This is a genomic window from Nosocomiicoccus ampullae, assembly GCF_019357495.1.
GTDB classification, from domain to species: domain Bacteria; phylum Bacillota; class Bacilli; order Staphylococcales; family Salinicoccaceae; genus Nosocomiicoccus; species Nosocomiicoccus ampullae.
The window spans coordinates 1,374,077-1,388,985 of sequence record NZ_CP079110.1 but is presented as its reverse complement, the minus strand read 5'-3'; the positions used below and the strand labels follow the sequence as shown (position 1 = coordinate 1,388,985).

Annotated in this window: 19 protein-coding genes; 11 read left to right on the top strand and 8 right to left on the bottom strand. The window is 35.8% G+C overall.

Annotation, left to right across the window (positions count from 1 at the left end; genetic code table 11):
• Nucleotides 1-64 precede the first annotated feature (64 nt).
• The 3 genes from tuf to KPF49_RS07250 all read left to right on the top strand — a co-directional run bounded on the left by tuf (nucleotide 65) and on the right by KPF49_RS07250 (nucleotide 2,332).
• A complete protein-coding gene (gene tuf, locus KPF49_RS07260) occupies nucleotides 65-1,252 on the top strand; it encodes an elongation factor Tu (RefSeq protein WP_183673694.1) in 1,188 nt (395 codons plus the stop codon).
• A 65-nt stretch (nucleotides 1,253-1,317) separates the two neighbouring features.
• Nucleotides 1,318-1,767 (top strand): hypothetical protein, encoded by a 450-nt coding sequence (locus tag KPF49_RS07255; RefSeq protein WP_183673695.1) that lies wholly within the window; start codon nucleotides 1,318-1,320, stop codon nucleotides 1,765-1,767.
• A gap of 82 nt (nucleotides 1,768-1,849) precedes the next feature.
• Entirely contained in the window at nucleotides 1,850-2,332 is a 483-nt protein-coding gene (locus KPF49_RS07250) for a hypothetical protein (RefSeq protein WP_183673697.1), read from the top strand.
• A 40-nt stretch (nucleotides 2,333-2,372) separates the two neighbouring features.
• Here the strand turns inward: KPF49_RS07250 and KPF49_RS07245 are convergent, their stop codons facing one another.
• Nucleotides 2,373-2,705: a TM2 domain-containing protein gene (locus KPF49_RS07245; protein ID WP_183673699.1), complete on the bottom strand. Its 333-nt coding sequence runs from the start codon at nucleotides 2,703-2,705 to the stop codon at nucleotides 2,373-2,375.
• A gap of 322 nt (nucleotides 2,706-3,027) precedes the next feature.
• Here KPF49_RS07245 and KPF49_RS07240 point away from each other — a divergent pair, with 322 nt between their 5' ends.
• Nucleotides 3,028-3,933 (top strand): nuclease-related domain-containing protein, encoded by a 906-nt coding sequence (locus KPF49_RS07240; RefSeq protein ID WP_246562831.1) that lies wholly within the window; start codon nucleotides 3,028-3,030, stop codon nucleotides 3,931-3,933.
• A gap of 275 nt (nucleotides 3,934-4,208) precedes the next feature.
• On the opposite strand, the gene KPF49_RS07235 is transcribed toward KPF49_RS07240, so the two are convergent.
• Nucleotides 4,209-5,387 carry a M20 metallopeptidase family protein gene (locus KPF49_RS07235; protein WP_183673703.1) on the bottom strand — a complete coding sequence of 393 codons (1,179 nt, stop codon included), beginning with the start codon at nucleotides 5,385-5,387 and terminating at the stop codon, nucleotides 4,209-4,211.
• A 16-nt stretch (nucleotides 5,388-5,403) separates the two neighbouring features.
• On the bottom strand, nucleotides 5,404-6,591 hold the full coding sequence (locus KPF49_RS07230; protein WP_183673705.1) for a M20 metallopeptidase family protein: 1,188 nt from the start codon (nucleotides 6,589-6,591) through the stop codon (nucleotides 5,404-5,406).
• Nucleotides 6,592-6,756: 165 nt separating this feature from the next.
• On the opposite strand from KPF49_RS07230, the gene KPF49_RS07225 reads away from it, so the two are divergent.
• From KPF49_RS07225 to tadA, 4 genes are read left to right on the top strand one after another with little or no spacing between them, the layout of a single operon-like run.
• On the top strand, nucleotides 6,757-7,944 hold the full coding sequence (locus KPF49_RS07225; RefSeq protein ID WP_183673706.1) for a glycine C-acetyltransferase: 1,188 nt from the start codon (nucleotides 6,757-6,759) through the stop codon (nucleotides 7,942-7,944).
• Between the two features lie 15 nt (nucleotides 7,945-7,959).
• Entirely contained in the window at nucleotides 7,960-8,919 is a 960-nt protein-coding gene (locus KPF49_RS07220; RefSeq protein ID WP_183673708.1) for an NAD-dependent epimerase/dehydratase family protein, read from the top strand.
• 8 nt (nucleotides 8,920-8,927) lie between these two features.
• Nucleotides 8,928-9,617: an HAD family hydrolase gene (locus tag KPF49_RS07215; protein WP_183673710.1), complete on the top strand. Its 690-nt coding sequence runs from the start codon at nucleotides 8,928-8,930 to the stop codon at nucleotides 9,615-9,617.
• Nucleotides 9,614-10,081 (top strand): tRNA adenosine(34) deaminase TadA, encoded by a 468-nt coding sequence (gene tadA, locus KPF49_RS07210; protein ID WP_183673712.1) that lies wholly within the window; start codon nucleotides 9,614-9,616, stop codon nucleotides 10,079-10,081. The genes KPF49_RS07215 and tadA overlap by 4 nt, the downstream gene beginning before the upstream one ends.
• 29 nt (nucleotides 10,082-10,110) lie before the next feature.
• Here the strand turns inward: tadA and KPF49_RS07205 are convergent, their stop codons facing one another.
• The 5 genes from KPF49_RS07205 to thiD all read right to left on the bottom strand — a co-directional run bounded on the left by KPF49_RS07205 (nucleotide 10,111) and on the right by thiD (nucleotide 13,495).
• A complete protein-coding gene (locus tag KPF49_RS07205; protein ID WP_183673714.1) occupies nucleotides 10,111-10,302 on the bottom strand; it encodes a hypothetical protein in 192 nt (63 codons plus the stop codon).
• 345 nt (nucleotides 10,303-10,647) lie between these two features.
• Entirely contained in the window at nucleotides 10,648-11,526 is an 879-nt protein-coding gene (gene folE2 / locus KPF49_RS07200) for a GTP cyclohydrolase FolE2 (RefSeq protein WP_183673716.1), read from the bottom strand.
• A gap of 6 nt (nucleotides 11,527-11,532) precedes the next feature.
• Nucleotides 11,533-12,225, bottom strand: a complete 693-nt coding sequence (bshB2, locus tag KPF49_RS07195) for a bacillithiol biosynthesis deacetylase BshB2 (RefSeq protein WP_183673718.1) — start codon at nucleotides 12,223-12,225, stop codon at nucleotides 11,533-11,535.
• 19 nt (nucleotides 12,226-12,244) lie between these two features.
• A complete protein-coding gene (locus tag KPF49_RS07190) occupies nucleotides 12,245-12,607 on the bottom strand; it encodes a DUF1806 family protein (RefSeq protein WP_183673720.1) in 363 nt (120 codons plus the stop codon).
• Between the two features lie 57 nt (nucleotides 12,608-12,664).
• A complete protein-coding gene (gene thiD / locus KPF49_RS07185) occupies nucleotides 12,665-13,495 on the bottom strand; it encodes a bifunctional hydroxymethylpyrimidine kinase/phosphomethylpyrimidine kinase (protein WP_183673722.1) in 831 nt (276 codons plus the stop codon).
• 117 nt (nucleotides 13,496-13,612) lie between these two features.
• Here thiD and KPF49_RS07180 point away from each other — a divergent pair, with 117 nt between their 5' ends.
• Genes KPF49_RS07180 through KPF49_RS07170 form a run of 3 tightly spaced genes read left to right on the top strand, consistent with a single transcriptional unit; the run spans nucleotide 13,613 to nucleotide 14,883 of the window.
• The gene (locus tag KPF49_RS07180) at nucleotides 13,613-14,284 is read left to right on the top strand and encodes a uracil-DNA glycosylase (RefSeq protein WP_183673724.1); all 672 of its coding nucleotides are present in this window, start codon (nucleotides 13,613-13,615) and stop codon (nucleotides 14,282-14,284) included.
• The gene (locus KPF49_RS07175; RefSeq protein WP_183673726.1) at nucleotides 14,265-14,504 is read left to right on the top strand and encodes a hypothetical protein; all 240 of its coding nucleotides are present in this window, start codon (nucleotides 14,265-14,267) and stop codon (nucleotides 14,502-14,504) included. Before KPF49_RS07180 ends, KPF49_RS07175 begins: the two co-directional genes overlap by 20 nt.
• A 13-nt stretch (nucleotides 14,505-14,517) precedes the next feature.
• The gene (locus tag KPF49_RS07170) at nucleotides 14,518-14,883 is read left to right on the top strand and encodes a DUF423 domain-containing protein (RefSeq protein ID WP_183673728.1); all 366 of its coding nucleotides are present in this window, start codon (nucleotides 14,518-14,520) and stop codon (nucleotides 14,881-14,883) included.
• The last annotated feature ends 26 nt before the right edge of the window (nucleotides 14,884-14,909 follow it).

Genomic DNA, 14,909 nt, shown 5'->3' with positions numbered 1-14,909 from the left:
ACTTTTAATTAAGTGGACAAAACAAATTATAAATTTTGTATATAAATAAGGAGAGATATTTCAAATGGCTAAAGAAAAATTTGACCGTTCGAAAACGCATGCTAACATTGGTACAATTGGGCACGTTGACCACGGTAAAACTACATTAACAGCTGCTATTGCAACTGTTTTATCTAAAACTTACGGTGGAGACGCTCAGTCATACGACCAAGTAGACAACGCTCCAGAAGAAAAAGAACGTGGAATTACAATCAACACGTCACACATCGAGTACGAAACACCTACTCGTCACTATGCACACGTTGACTGCCCAGGACACGCAGACTACGTTAAAAACATGATCACTGGTGCTGCACAAATGGACGGAGCTATCTTAGTAGTATCTGCTGCAGATGGTCCAATGCCACAAACTCGTGAACACATCTTACTTTCACGTAACGTTGGTGTTCCAGCATTAGTAGTATTCTTAAACAAAGTTGACATGGTTGACGACGAAGAATTACTAGAATTAGTTGAAATGGAAGTTCGTGAACTTCTTTCTGAATACGACTTCCCAGGCGACGACATTCCAGTAATCGCTGGTTCTGCTCTTAAAGCACTTGAAGGTGATGAAGAGTATGAACAAAAAATCGTTGAGCTTATGGAAGCTGTAGACGAGTACATTCCAACTCCAGAGCGTGACTCTGACAAACCATTCATGATGCCAGTTGAGGACGTATTCTCAATCACTGGTCGTGGTACAGTTGCTACAGGACGCGTTGAACGCGGACAAATCAAAGTTGGTGAAGAAGTTGAGATCATTGGTCTTGCTGAAAAATCTTCTAAGACAACTGTAACTGGAGTAGAAATGTTCCGTAAATTATTAGACTACGCTGAAGCTGGTGACAACATTGGTGCGTTATTACGTGGTGTATCACGTGAAGACATCCAACGTGGTCAAGTACTTGCTCACCCTGGATCAATTACTCCACACAGCAAGTTCAAAGCTGAAGTTTACGTTTTATCTAAAGATGAAGGTGGACGTCACACTCCATTCTTCTCAAACTACCGTCCTCAGTTCTACTTCCGTACAACTGACGTAACAGGTATCGTAAACTTACCAGAAGGTACTGAAATGGTTATGCCTGGTGACAACGTTGAAATGGACGTTGAATTAATTTCACCAATCGCTATCGAAGACGGTACACGCTTCTCAATCCGTGAAGGTGGACGTACAGTAGGTTCTGGTGTAGTTACTGAAATTAACGAATAATTGTAACTAAAATATAAGCACTCGGGGATTATCCTCGAGTGTTTTTTTAATATGAGGAGTAAAAGATGAAGTTTTTAAAATATGTACTAGCTATAGTTTTAACAGTCTTTTTATCAGCATGTAATACAGAATCTACCCAGTTTGAAAATAGAACTAATGATGATAATGGAATGATTATTACGGTAAACCACAGTGGAGAAGAGCTTAGATCACTAGAGTTTGAGGTTAAAAACTTAGTACCTAAAGAACAAGCATTGAACTTTGTAGAGTCTAGTGATGATTCATTCACTAAAAAGGATTTAAAGCAGTTAGAAAGTTTTTATTCAGATTTAAACCAATTTGAAGGTGTCGATACGAAGACGAAAGTAAAAGAGACAGATGACGGTATTTTAGTGATTATTAGTGGGACAGAAAATGTAGATGATGGCGAGAGTATCATCGGTCATACTAAAAAGGGTGGTACTTTCAAAGACGTCAAAGAATTCTTAAAAACACAAGGATTTGAAGAAAAGTAACGAGTTGAATTTTTTAGGTTAATTTACATCAATATATGCTATAATTTTAAAAAAGGGTAAATTTTTAAGAGAGGTTTTCATTATGAAATATTTAAAGTATATGTTGATGGTTATTGCACTAATCACACTCACTGCGTGTGGTGCTAAAGAAGAGACTTATGTAAAAGAAGATTATGATGGTAAAGGTGCCGTTCATTTAAAACATGACAAATCTGAAGTGAAAGAGTTAGAGCTAGTCTTTGTGATGGAAGACAGTTTATATAGTGAAGATTTTGATGATTTTGTTTATGAACTTGATTTAGACTATAAAGATGGTAAATTATCTAAGCAAGATATTGAAAAATTAGAGTATGAAATGCTCAATGAAGTAGATGATGACTATGACTCAGAGAATATAAAATTAGATGTGAATTTAAAGCAAAAAGACGATATGATAGAAATTCTTGTTAAAATTAATGAGACAATCGTAAACGGTGAAAGTGAGTTTCTTGATATGCCAGAAGGATCTACTTATAGGGACTATGACGAATATATTACCAATGACATGGAGTTTGAAAGACAATAAAAAGTGCTGAATCTAGTACACGACTAGATTCAGCATTTTTTTATCTTATAATATCACGATATGCAATTCTTCTTAAACGAGTATTATAGTTATTTACCATAAAAATAATGAGTACTGCGTCAATGAACCACCAAATTGTGATAGGTGCCATTGTAAGGAATGATAGTGTTCCGAATGAAATTAAAGTAAGTAACCCACAAATTAGTCCTAATATTAACATTACTAGACCTGTGATAGTTTTACCAACATAGAATCGATGAACACCAAATATACCTAAGAAAAACCATAATACATATCCGATAATTAGACTTTTTCTTTCATTTGAAACGTAATTTTCAATATAAGATTTTTGTTGAACCGAAAGATTTCTCATACAATCAACTCCTATTAATATTATATCATTAAAGGGTTAACTACGATAAAGGTCAGCAATCTATTTTAATTAACAGTAAATTGTCGTTTTTGTTAATTATCCTGGTTTATCTAACATATTTCGATGCCACATAGTACTTTTTGTTAAATAAATCTTTTTATCTAACAAAAATGAGAATGGATGATGTAAATTTGTTAATTAACTGATTTTATTTAACAAATTTCAGTTTTCGGAACGGATTTTTGTAAATAAAAAATAATAAATTTGATAAAAGAAAAAACGTTATTTCCTAGCATATGTTTATAGGAGGGATAATGTGAAAATGACTCATCTCGAGATGTTAGAAAAACGGTATAATCTAGACCGTGATCAGAAAATTCAGTTGGATAAAGAAAGAAAAGGAAAAATTGGAGAATATTATTTAAAAAGTTTGATTGAAACTAAACTGCATCCTGAAATAGCGGTGATTAGTGACTATCGTTTTGAAGTAAACGGTAGCGAATGCCAAATTGACTTCTTAATTTTGTTGAATCAAAGTTGTATTATTATTGAGGTAAAAAGTTATTACGGTGATTTTGAAATACGGCCGGATGGATTTTATCGGTTAAATCCACTGAGAAAAATTAAACATCCATTTTCACAAGTTGAACGTGCAGAAATCATGTTACACAGTCATTTGAAACGATTAAATTTGAATTTAAATATAAAATATTATGTTGCATTTGTAAACGAACAGTTTTCACTTTATGGTTTAACACGAGACATGCCAGTAGTCATGGCGAGTCAATTAAATCGATTTTTAGAATCGTTAAACGAGGAAGTTTACGATAAAAAACATGAGTATATAATTAACCGATTAGAAGATGGTCGATTATTAAAATCACGTTATGAGCATGAGTTAAAATTAGATTTTAATAAAGCAAAGAAAGGTTTAGTATGTCAGCACTGTTCTGGATGGTTAGAGGTAGACACGTATAAACAATTGAAGTGTCAATCATGTGGGACTAAGGAAGAAATAGAATCAGCGATTGGGAGAAGCATTACTGAATTAGAGACATTATTTCCTGATGACGAAATAACATTAAGACGCTTATTAGAATGGATTGACCATACATATTCACCAAGCAAACTGAGACGTTTACTCAAAAAAATCTGTCACACTCACGGAAGTAAAAAAGGGAGATATTATACATTAAAGAGTAATATTATCACCGTCTCAAATATTTAATTAACAAAATTCTTTTAACTTTGTGAGTTATCCTGATTTATTTCACATATTTCGGTGCCATATAGTGTTTTTTGTTAAACAAAGCTTTTTATCTAACAAAAATGGCGCTGGATGATATAAATTTGTTAATTAACTGAACTTATTTAACAAATTTTAGTTTTCAACACTCATTTTTGTAAATAACAACCCTTCAATAACAAGAATAAAAACCCCCTGATACGCTTGATTACTAGGAAATCTCGCATGTTCACCGGGGGTTATTGTTTATATCAGTGCTAAGCGTCCACTTTGTCGAAGTTCAACACAATTTTTAAGAAAAGTTCTAGGACTGATTTGAGACCTTCTTCGTCGATATCGAATTTTGGATGGTGGTGTGGGTACTCAATTCCTTTGTCGACATTTCCGACACCTGTTGAGAAGTAGCAGCCAGGTACTTTTTGTAAGTAGTACGCCGCGTCTTCACCACCCATTGATGACGGAAGTTCAACGACACTTTCAACAAAGTTAACATCTTCTTCAGCAAGTCCGCGTACGTAATCAGTCATTTTTACGTCATTTTTTAAAGCAGGATAACCACGATGGATATCTACATTAAAATCAACATTTTGAGAAAGTCCAACCCCTTTTGCGACTTCTTCTATTCTAGATAATACAAATTCTCTAACGTCACTATCATAAGTACGTAGTGTACCTTTTAATTCTGTACCATTTGGTATGACGTTAAATGCGTGGCCAGAGTTAAATGCAGTAATTGATAACACCGCTGATTTTAATGGATCTACATTTCTAGAAACGATAGATTGTAATTGTTCTATTAAATATGCAGAAGCTAGAATAGGATCATGTGATGTATGAGGTGCTGCACCGTGTCCCCCTTTTCCAGTAGCTGTAATTGTGAAAGTATCTGCATTCGCATACATAGAATCGTAATTCCAACCAAATTGGTGAACAGGCTCTAAAGCAGCGACGTGTGTTCCAAAGAAGTAATCCACACCGTCTAAGCAACCATCTTCAATCATAGACTTCGCACCACCAGGCACAAGTTCTTCAGCATGCTGGAAGATAAAGACCACGTTCACCGGTAGTTCATCTTTATAATCAGAGAGAATATGCGCGAATGTAATGAGTGCGGCAGTATGCGCGTCATGACCGCATGCGTGCATAACACCTTCATTTTTAGATTTATATTCAACGTCGTTTTCTTCTTGTATTTCTAAAGCATCAAAATCTGCACGAAATGCGACTGTTTTGTAGTCGTCATTAACAATTAAACGTGCGACTACTCCGTTACCTCCAACATCTCTTTCAATTTCAAGTGGTAAATCTTTTAACTCGTTGTAAATATATTTTTTTGTTTCATGTTCTTTAAAGGATAACTCTGGATACATGTGTAAGTGTCTACGTCTTTTAACAGCATCCTCAAAATGATCCAGTATTACTTCACGGATATTCATTTTATTTCCTCCTTGATTAGTTCCAATCGATTATATTTTCAAGTTCTATTATTTTCATAAACATCTTTAAGGCTGATTCCATTGCCTCTTCGTCTAAATCAAATAATTCATGATGGTGTGCATAAGTAGAATTTTTACTTTCATTACCTGAACCTGTTAAAAAGAAAGCGCCAGGTTTTTCTTCAATAAAGTATGAGAAGTCTTCTCCAATCATTAAAGGTTTTGTATCTGTATATTCTAAACCTAAAGATTTAGCTGCTTCTTCTACAATTTTCGCTTCTCTTTCATGGTTAATGACTGGTGGAAAACCTCTATGGTAATATAAATCTCCTGTTGCCCCACGTTTTTTTGTCGTCGCTTCAACTTCACTTTCAAAAATTTCAACGATTTTTTCTCTAACATCATAATTAAACGTACGAACAGTTCCTTCAAGAACAGCACTGTCAGGCATGACGTTAAATGTATCTCCAGCTTTCACATGACCAAAAGAAACAACCGCATTATCAATTGGTGAAATTTGTCGAGATACAATAGACTGTAAATTCACAATTAACTCACTAGCAATTAAAATAGCGTCGATATTTCTTTGCGGATAAGCAGCATGTCCACCGCGTCCTTGAATTGTTATTCTAAATTTATCTGGAGTTGCAATTAGCGCGCCATTTTTTGAATGGATTTCATGTGTGTCAAATTGACTCCAGTAATGCTGGCCATATACAAAATCGACATCTTTTAAAATGCCGTCCTCGATCATTGATTCAGCGCCACCAGGTGGTTCTTCTTCTCCATATTGAAAGATGAAGCTCACTTTTCCTTTTAAATTCTTTAAATTGTTAGAAACGACATCTACAAGTGTGAGAAGTGTTGTTGTATGTGCATCATGTCCACAAGCGTGCATCACACCGTCAACCGTCGACTTATATTCAACTTCTTTTTTATCTTGAATTGGGAGTGCATCAAAATCTGCACGAAATGCGATATGTGGATGACCTTCTCCAAAGCTAGCGACAATTCCTTTACCGGAATTATTATCATTTGCACCGACATTTTCTATAATATCGATGTCATCATATTGATTTAATCGATCTAAAATAAATTGATATGTTTTAAATTCTTTAAACGAGAGTTCTGGATGCTTATGTAGATAACGTCTTGTTTCTACCATATCTTGCTTTCGTTCATCGACAAGCTTTTCAATAGACATAAAATAATCACTCCTAAGTATAATATTATTAGTGTACCAAAAATCGTTTAAAATGTGTTGGAATAGTTTGAAAATTTCAAATATATAACTTGAATGCGATTCCTTACACGAATTTTTCTATTCTGTTAAAATGGAGAGTAAGACGATTAAGGAGGACTTTTTATAATGTCAAAAACTTTACAAGAGTACTTAAATAATAATTTAAATGAATTAAAAGAAAACGGTTTATATAATGAAATCGATGTCGTTGAAGGTGCCAATGGGCCGGTGATTAACATTGATGGTAAAGATTTAATTAACTTATCATCAAACAACTATCTTGGTCTCGCGACAGATGAAGACATGAAAAAAGTTGCGAAAGAGGCGATTGATTCACACGGTGTTGGTGCAGGTGCAGTACGTACAATTAACGGTACGATGGATCTTCATAGAGAGTTAGAAGAAAAGCTTGCGAAATTTAAAGGAACAGAATCAGTGATTGCATTAACATCAGGATTTAACGCAAACCAAGGTGCAATTCCTGCGATCATGAAAAAAGGAGATGCGATTCTTTCTGACGAGTTAAACCACGCAAGTATCATTGATGGGTGCCGTTTATCTGGTGCGAAAATTATTCGTGTGAACCATAACGATCCAGAAGACTTACGTAAAAAAGCAAAAGAGGCAACAGAATCTGGTGAGTACAATAAAGTAATGTATATTACTGACGGCGTATTCTCAATGGACGGGGACGTTGTGAATTTACCTGAGATGATTAAAGTCGCAAAAGAGTTCGACTTAATTACGTACGTTGACGATGCACACGGTTCAGGAGTTATGGGTAAAGGTGCAGGTACTGTAAAACACTTCGGTTTAGAAAAAGAAGTCGACATGCAAATGGGTACTTTATCTAAAGCGATTGGTGTCGTTGGTGGATACGTAGCAGGTTCTAAAGATTTAGTGGACTATTTAAAAGTTGCTGCACGTCCATTCTTATTCTCAACAGCACTTACTCCAGCGGATACTGCTGCAATTACTAAAGCAGTTGAAAAGTTAATGGCATCTACAGAACTTCATGACAAATTATGGGAAAATGGAGATTATTTAAAACAAGGACTTAAAGATGCTGGATTTGATATTGGTAATTCTGAAACACCAATCACACCAGTAATAATTGGAGATGAAAAGAAAGCTCAAGAGTTTTCACGCTTACTCCAAGAAAAAGGTGTGTACGCGAAATCAATCGTATTCCCAACAGTACCACGTGGTACAGGTCGTGTAAGAAATATGCCAACAGCGGCACATACTAAAGAAATGCTAGATGATGCAATTGAAATCTATAAAGAAGTCGGTCAAGAACTCGGAATTATTTAAGGGGGATTCTAAGTTATGAGAAAATTTCTAGTCACCGGTGCGTTAGGACAAATCGGTACAGAACTTGTTGTACGTTTAAGAGAAATGTATGGGGATGAAAATGTCTTACCAACGGATATCCGTATGCCAGAAGCTGGTCCGATGGTAGGGAAACCGTTTGAAATCTTAGATGTAACAGATAAAGACCGTGTAATGGAAATGGTTGGATCATTCCAACCAGATTCCATTATCCACTTAGCAGCACTACTTAGTGCTACAGCTGAAAAGAATCCAGCACTCGCATGGGATGTTAATATGGGTGGATTATTTAATACGATTGAAGCTGCGCGTATATACGATGCACAGTATTTTACACCAAGTTCAATTGGCTCATTTGGACCATCAACACCAAAAGAAAATACACCACAAGATACAACACAGCGTCCAACAACAATGTATGGTGTAAACAAAGTGACTGGGGAATTACTAATGGACTATTACTACACAAAATTCGGTGTAGACACCCGTTCAGTACGTTTTCCAGGGTTAATTAGTTACGTACAAGAGCCAGGTGGTGGTACGACAGACTATGCGGTTGAAATATATTATGATGCGATTCGTAAAGGTGAATACACATCATTTATAGATAAAGGTACATATATGGATATGATGTTTATGGATGACGCAATAGACGCAGTAATTAAATTACTCCATGCGGATCCTGATCGACTGACGACGCGTAACGCTTTTAACGTATCAGCGATGAGTATTGAACCAGAAATGGTTGCGGAATCGATTCGTAAACATATTCCGGACTTTAAAATAAATTATGACGTAGATCCTGAACGTCAAAGTATAGCTGAGACGTGGCCAAATTCATTAGATGTCTCGGAAGCTAAAAAACAATGGGATTTCTCTCCAAAATATGATTTAGATAAAATGACAGAAGTCATGCTCGAAAACGTGAGTGAGAAATTAAAACAAAAGACTCAGTAGGTGATTATTTGGTAAAGGTTATCGCTTATGACAAAGATGGAACATTATTAAATTACGAAAAAATTTGGACACCATTTGCTAAAGTGAGTCTAGATGCGTTTGAAGCACACTTTAATCTTCCATATGATGATGAATTTAGACGTGAACTTGGTTATGTCGATGGAACAATTCAGCCGAATTCAACATTCGCATCTGGTACTGGTAAAGATATTCAAAATGCTTATGAAAAACGTGCAAAAGGTGGTGCGGACTGGGCGGAAGATTTCTATATTAAACATGTCAGTGAATACTTAAAAAATATGGAACTCTTGCCAGATGCAGTCGAAGTACTAAAAGAAGGTAAGCGACTCGGTTATAAAAATGCCATTGTCACGTCAGATTCTAGACTGAGTACTGAAGCATTCATAAAAAAATTTAACTTAAATGATTATATTGATTTTGTCATTGCAGGAGATGATTCAGAGTACTCAAAACCAGATGTAAACGTACTAGATTCAATTATTGAAGCGGGATATGAGTATAAAGACATCGTTGTCGTTGGTGATAATTATACTGATACTAGACTAGGTATAAAAAATGGTGTAAGAACCATCGGTGTACTTAGTGGTACATCGACAAAAGAATATTTAGAAGATGCAAACATCATTTTAAATGGTGTCGGTGAACTTTTTAACAACGGGAAGTTTATCATCCAATGAATCATGAAAAGTACATGCAACTTGCAATTATAGAGGCAAAAAAAGCTGCTGAAATCAATGAGGTGCCAATTGGTGCGGTTATTGTAAAAGACGATACAGTCATCGCTCGCGCTCATAATTTACGAGAAACGTCGCAGCAGCCGACTGCACACGCAGAACTTCTTGCGATAGAAAAGGCGTGTGAAGTACTTGGGACGTTTCGTTTAGAAGATTGTACACTTTACGTGACACTCGAGCCGTGCGTCATGTGTAGTGGTGCGGTTGTTATGAGTCGTATTCCAAAAGTCGTATACGGCGCAGACGATCCAAAAGGTGGCACTGTAAATAGTTTAATGCACTTACTAAATGAGTCACGATTTAACCATCAAGCAGAAGTCGTGAAAGGTGTATTAAAAGACGAGTGTAGTCAAATGCTAAAACACTTCTTTAAGCAGCTTCGAGAAGATAAAAAAAGAAAAAAATAGAACCTTTAAGCCAAGCTTAAAGGTTCTTTCTATTTGAAATCATCAGGTTTTCCAAGTAAGAAAAGTGTAGCGAGAACAGTCAGAACTGCTGACATTACTGCATACATAATAATACTCGTTATACTTCCAGACGGCGATTCAACGAGGTAGTTTATCGTAGAAAACACTAAAAACGCAACGAGTAATACACGCAGCGCGTAAAGTATTCTATTTTTAGTCATTACGAGTCTCCTTATATGATAATCTATACTCACTATAAAGGAGTCGGTGAGAAAAGGCGAGAGGTGATTATTGAAGTAGTAAACTTTTTTTTAATTAACAGAATTTGGCCGAAAATGTAAGATATATTGTTTTATTTGACAAAATTTCATTTTAATTAAGCTGTTTTGTTAATTAAATTGTTTTATCTAACAAAAACTGATGAAAAGCTCCGATTATTGTTAATTAAACTATTATATTTAACAAAATCGGATTATTTTTGTTAAATAATCACACACACGCCCTGTCATCTCCAAAGTGAAACAAATAAAAATCAGACCTTTTAAGGTCTGATTCTCATTAAAATATTATTTTTCAAATCTCATACGACTAAATGCGTCATGTTGGTGGATACTTTCTTCGTTTCGACATTCTACTTCAAATGCTTTGACCCAAGGTAAATCGTGAATGTCATAAGCGACGAGTCGAATTAAGTCTTCAACGAAACGTGGGTTTTCGTATGCGCGTTCTGTCACCATTTTTTCATCTGTTCGTTTAAGAATTGGGTACAGTTGACTTGATGCGTTAATTTCTAATGCGCGATATACGATTTCTTTGTAGTTTTCAGGTACTTCTTCATTTTCATCGATATCTAGAAGTACTTTTACGTAACCACGCTGATTGTGTGCACTATACTCACTAATTTCTTTTGAGCAAGGGCAAAGTGTCGTAACATTTGCTGTCATACCAAATTGTGTTTTAGTCACTTTATTATCGTTATATTCCATATGATAAAGTACATCAGCATGTGCAACAGCATCTAGTTTTGTACCTGGTGATGGCTTATTAAAGAACCAAGTGGACTCAACAGTAAGTTCTGATGATTCTTGTTCCATACGCTCTTTTAATACTTCAAGTACTTTTTTAAGCGTGTCGAATTCAAGTTTAATACCACCGTCATTTTGAGTTTGTAGCGACTCTAAAATACGACTCATGTTAATACCTTTTTCATCACGACGTAAGCTTGTCGCAAGTTCAAAGTTACCGACTGATTGATAGTCTCCAACTTTGACTGGGTATGTTAGGTTATTAATCCCAACAGATTGTACGTCAAAAAGGAAGTCTTTTTTCGTATTTTGAAGGTCCGCCATGTCTTCTTTATTTTTAGGCTTTGTACCTTTAATTGGATCTACTGAACCAAAGTGTTTGTATCGCGTTTCGCGATTAGAAAGATCTATATTCGTCATACTTAGCTACTCCTTCTCTTTACTTATCCAGTCATTAATATCATAGTAATAGAAATTTTCTTTTTCAAACCAACGTTCACGTGCTTCTTTACTAAATTGAGTATCTTTGCATAACTCGATTAATAGTCTCTCTGTTTGTGATTTATGTGCCGCGAGCACTTCTCTTTTTCGTTCTGCGTATTCACTAATATCAGTTTGAAGTGTCGGCTCGCCTAAATCGTCAAATGTACGCTTATCAAACGCAACGAGCGTTAACGTCGGACGATCCGCTTCATCCATTTCTGCGACAACATCTAATACAGCTTCTGCTGTTGCTTCATGGTCAGGGTGTACAGAGTACCCTGGGTAAAACGTAATTAAACGTGATGGTTTTGTTTCATCTATTACTTTTTTAATATCACTTCTTAGTAAGTCTTTGTCTTCGAATTCTAACGTTTTGTCTCTATAATCTAAAAACTTAACGTCTAAGTCCATTAAACGTGCAGCTTCAAGTTGTTCAGCTTTACGTAATTTAGATAGTGCTTCACGAGTGACTGGTGGATTTCCAATGTTTCTCCCCATATCACCATAAGTTAAACAAGCGTAAGTGACTGGAACTCCCATGTCTCTATACGCCATAATTGACCCTGACACACCAAACGCTTCATCGTCCGGGTGAGGGTAGATGATTAGCACGTGATTTTCTTTTTCAAGTGACATAATATCCCTCGTTTTAAATTTATTCTTTTAACTTATCAATGCTAATTTCTAATGCTGCAGCAAGTTTACCTTCATGGTCAATACCATGCAAGATGAAGACCCCGTCTTCAACAGTGTAATGTGAAAGTCCAGTAACATATACCCAGCCGCTATTGTCGAGTTTAAGACCGACGCGGTATTCAAAATTGCCGCCACCTTTTAATGTGCCTTCAGTGTAAGTAACTTGAATATTTCGGACAAATGTACCTGAGTTAAATACATTGTCATCATTATGACTTGCGTATACACCACTTGTAACTTCAATGTGTAAGTAAACGGGTGTGTTTTTGTAATTATTGATCAGTTCTTGAACTTCTTTTTCATCGATCGGTTTTAAAGCCATGAATATCCCCCTAAGTCCTCATAAATATAATAAGAGAGATAAAAATCCCTCTTATTATTAAAGTTCTTTGGCTTGTACGTTTACTTTATCAACTTTATTGTATGCGTTGTGTCTGACTACACCCACATGTTCGTTCATTTGTGAACCGTGTTTAATTGCAGAAGTAACGAATGCTTTTGCTTCTTTGACTGCTTCAAGTGGCTCTAAACCATTTGTGAAGTTAGAAGCAACTGCTGCTGCGAAAGTACAACCTGCACCGTGGTTATAAGCTTTCTCTAATTTATCAGCATATAATCCGTAGAATTTTTCACCGTCATAGAAAATATCTAATGCGTTGTCACCTTCAAGTCCTGTTCCACCTTTAACGACAACGTATTTTGGACCATATTCGTGAATTTTCTTAGCAGCTTCTTTGACCTCATCGATTGTTTTTGGAGTATTCATACCTGCTAAGTTTCCTGCTTCAACTAAGTTTGGTGTCACGATTGTTGTAATTGGTAGTAATTCTTTTTGCATACTATCTACAACGCCAGGGTTTAAGACAGTGTCGTCACCTTTACATACCATGACTGGGTCGAAGACGAAGTAGTCCGCGCCACTTTTTTCGATTGCTTTACGCGCACGTGAGATCACTTCTTCGTTTGGTAACATACCTGTTTTAATTGTATCTGGTTTTAAAGATAGTGCAGTTTCAATTTGTTCATCGAGTATTTCTAATGGTACGTGGTGTACTCGATGTGCCCAAGTACTTGGGTCCATAGAAACGATCGTTGTAAGTGCACAAAAACCGTATAAATCATGGTCCTCAAAAGTTTTTATATCTGCTGAGTAACCAGCACCTCCTGAAACATCAGTTCCAGCAATTGTTAATACTTTTTTCTGTGTCATAAGTTTAATTCTCCTATCCTAGGCAATAATGTCTATATTTTACTATATAAGAGGTGGTTTATCTACAATGATGCTTAACTTAAATGTTATACTATTTATAGTTTAGGAGGCTTATGAATGAATTGGTCAGAATGCTTTAGAACGATAAAAAACGAATATGATTTTAGTGAAATGGATAATATTTTAGAAGAGAAATATAGTACGGGTACAGTCTTTCCTAAAAGAGATGAAATATATCGTGCATTTCAGTTAACACCGTTTGAAGATGTCAAAGCGGTGATTCTTGGACAAGATCCGTATCACGGTGAAAACCAAGCGTATGGTCTCGCATTCAGTGTTCGTCCAGGAATTACGATTCCACCAAGTTTACGAAATATGTATAAAGAGCTTGAAAATGATCTTGGTATTACACGTACAGATGGCGATCTTTCAGACTGGGCACGTGAAGGTGTATTATTATTAAACACTGTATTAACAGTAGACGCACATCAAGCGAACTCTCACCGAGGAATTGGTTGGGAATATTTTACGGATAGAATTATCGAGATGTTAAGTGAACATAGAGAAAATATTGTGTTTATTTTGTGGGGGAACCCGGCAAAGAAAAAAATCAAATTGATCGACACGTCAAAGCATAAAGTCATTACTGGTGTTCACCCGAGCCCTCTTGCTGCAAATCGCGGTGGCTTTTTCGGAACAAGCCCTTTTAGTATGACGAATAAGTATTTAGAAAGCGTCGGGAAAACGCCGATTGATTGGAGTGAAAACTTTGAGAAAAAAGGTGATTAATTCAATTAAAGATGAGTTAGAGCTATATGAATCATCAAACGACGAAAAACATTTATATGCGATTGAAAAGTTGGTACAATTATTAAAGGGTGAAAACAGCTCGACAACAAATGAACCGTCGATACGTAAAAAAGACGCACAACCACTTAAAAAACGTACCCTCGACGATACATATATCGCAGAGAGTAGTCATTCAAGCACATCTATTTTTGATTTTTAAAGGAGTCTTATAAATGAAAATGTTAATTATTTTAGGTGCAATAAATGCACTGATTAGTGTTGCAGCAGGTGCATTTGGTGCGCACGGTTTAGAAGGAAAACTAACTGAGCATTATTTAGAAGTGTGGGAAACCGCATGTAGATACCAAATGTACCATGGTCTAGGTTTAATTTTACTTGGTATTTTAAACGGTGTAACAGGTACGACAATGTTTAACGCAGCAGGTATCGTCATGTTCATTGGAATTATATTTTTTACAGGTTCATTATTTATTTTATCGACAACAGGAATTGGCATACTCGGCGCAATTACACCAATTGGCGGTGTGCTGTTCATCGCTGCATGGGTAATGACAATCGTTCAAGTTTTAAAAATTTAAATTTAAGATCAAGCATCTCTAACCGT

What these genes read in the sequence shown, in the direction of transcription:
- tuf (WP_183673694.1), top strand. Translation starts at nt 65, where the DNA reads ATGGCTAAAGAAAAATTTGACCGTTCGAAAACGCATGCTAACATTGGT.
- KPF49_RS07255 (WP_183673695.1), top strand. Translation starts at nt 1,318, where the DNA reads ATGAAGTTTTTAAAATATGTACTAGCTATAGTTTTAACAGTCTTTTTA.
- KPF49_RS07250 (WP_183673697.1), top strand. Translation starts at nt 1,850, where the DNA reads ATGAAATATTTAAAGTATATGTTGATGGTTATTGCACTAATCACACTC.
- KPF49_RS07245 (WP_183673699.1), bottom strand. Translation starts at nt 2,705, where the DNA reads ATGAGAAATCTTTCGGTTCAACAAAAATCTTATATTGAAAATTACGTT.
- KPF49_RS07240 (WP_246562831.1), top strand. Translation starts at nt 3,028, where the DNA reads ATGACTCATCTCGAGATGTTAGAAAAACGGTATAATCTAGACCGTGAT.
- KPF49_RS07235 (WP_183673703.1), bottom strand. Translation starts at nt 5,387, where the DNA reads ATGAATATCCGTGAAGTAATACTGGATCATTTTGAGGATGCTGTTAAA.
- KPF49_RS07230 (WP_183673705.1), bottom strand. Translation starts at nt 6,591, where the DNA reads ATGTCTATTGAAAAGCTTGTCGATGAACGAAAGCAAGATATGGTAGAA.
- KPF49_RS07225 (WP_183673706.1), top strand. Translation starts at nt 6,757, where the DNA reads ATGTCAAAAACTTTACAAGAGTACTTAAATAATAATTTAAATGAATTA.
- KPF49_RS07220 (WP_183673708.1), top strand. Translation starts at nt 7,960, where the DNA reads ATGAGAAAATTTCTAGTCACCGGTGCGTTAGGACAAATCGGTACAGAA.
- tadA (WP_183673712.1), top strand. Translation starts at nt 9,614, where the DNA reads ATGAATCATGAAAAGTACATGCAACTTGCAATTATAGAGGCAAAAAAA.
- KPF49_RS07205 (WP_183673714.1), bottom strand. Translation starts at nt 10,302, where the DNA reads ATGACTAAAAATAGAATACTTTACGCGCTGCGTGTATTACTCGTTGCG.
- folE2 (WP_183673716.1), bottom strand. Translation starts at nt 11,526, where the DNA reads ATGACGAATATAGATCTTTCTAATCGCGAAACGCGATACAAACACTTT.
- bshB2 (WP_183673718.1), bottom strand. Translation starts at nt 12,225, where the DNA reads ATGTCACTTGAAAAAGAAAATCACGTGCTAATCATCTACCCTCACCCG.
- KPF49_RS07190 (WP_183673720.1), bottom strand. Translation starts at nt 12,607, where the DNA reads ATGGCTTTAAAACCGATCGATGAAAAAGAAGTTCAAGAACTGATCAAT.
- thiD (WP_183673722.1), bottom strand. Translation starts at nt 13,495, where the DNA reads ATGACACAGAAAAAAGTATTAACAATTGCTGGAACTGATGTTTCAGGA.
- KPF49_RS07180 (WP_183673724.1), top strand. Translation starts at nt 13,613, where the DNA reads ATGAATTGGTCAGAATGCTTTAGAACGATAAAAAACGAATATGATTTT.
- KPF49_RS07170 (WP_183673728.1), top strand. Translation starts at nt 14,518, where the DNA reads ATGAAAATGTTAATTATTTTAGGTGCAATAAATGCACTGATTAGTGTT.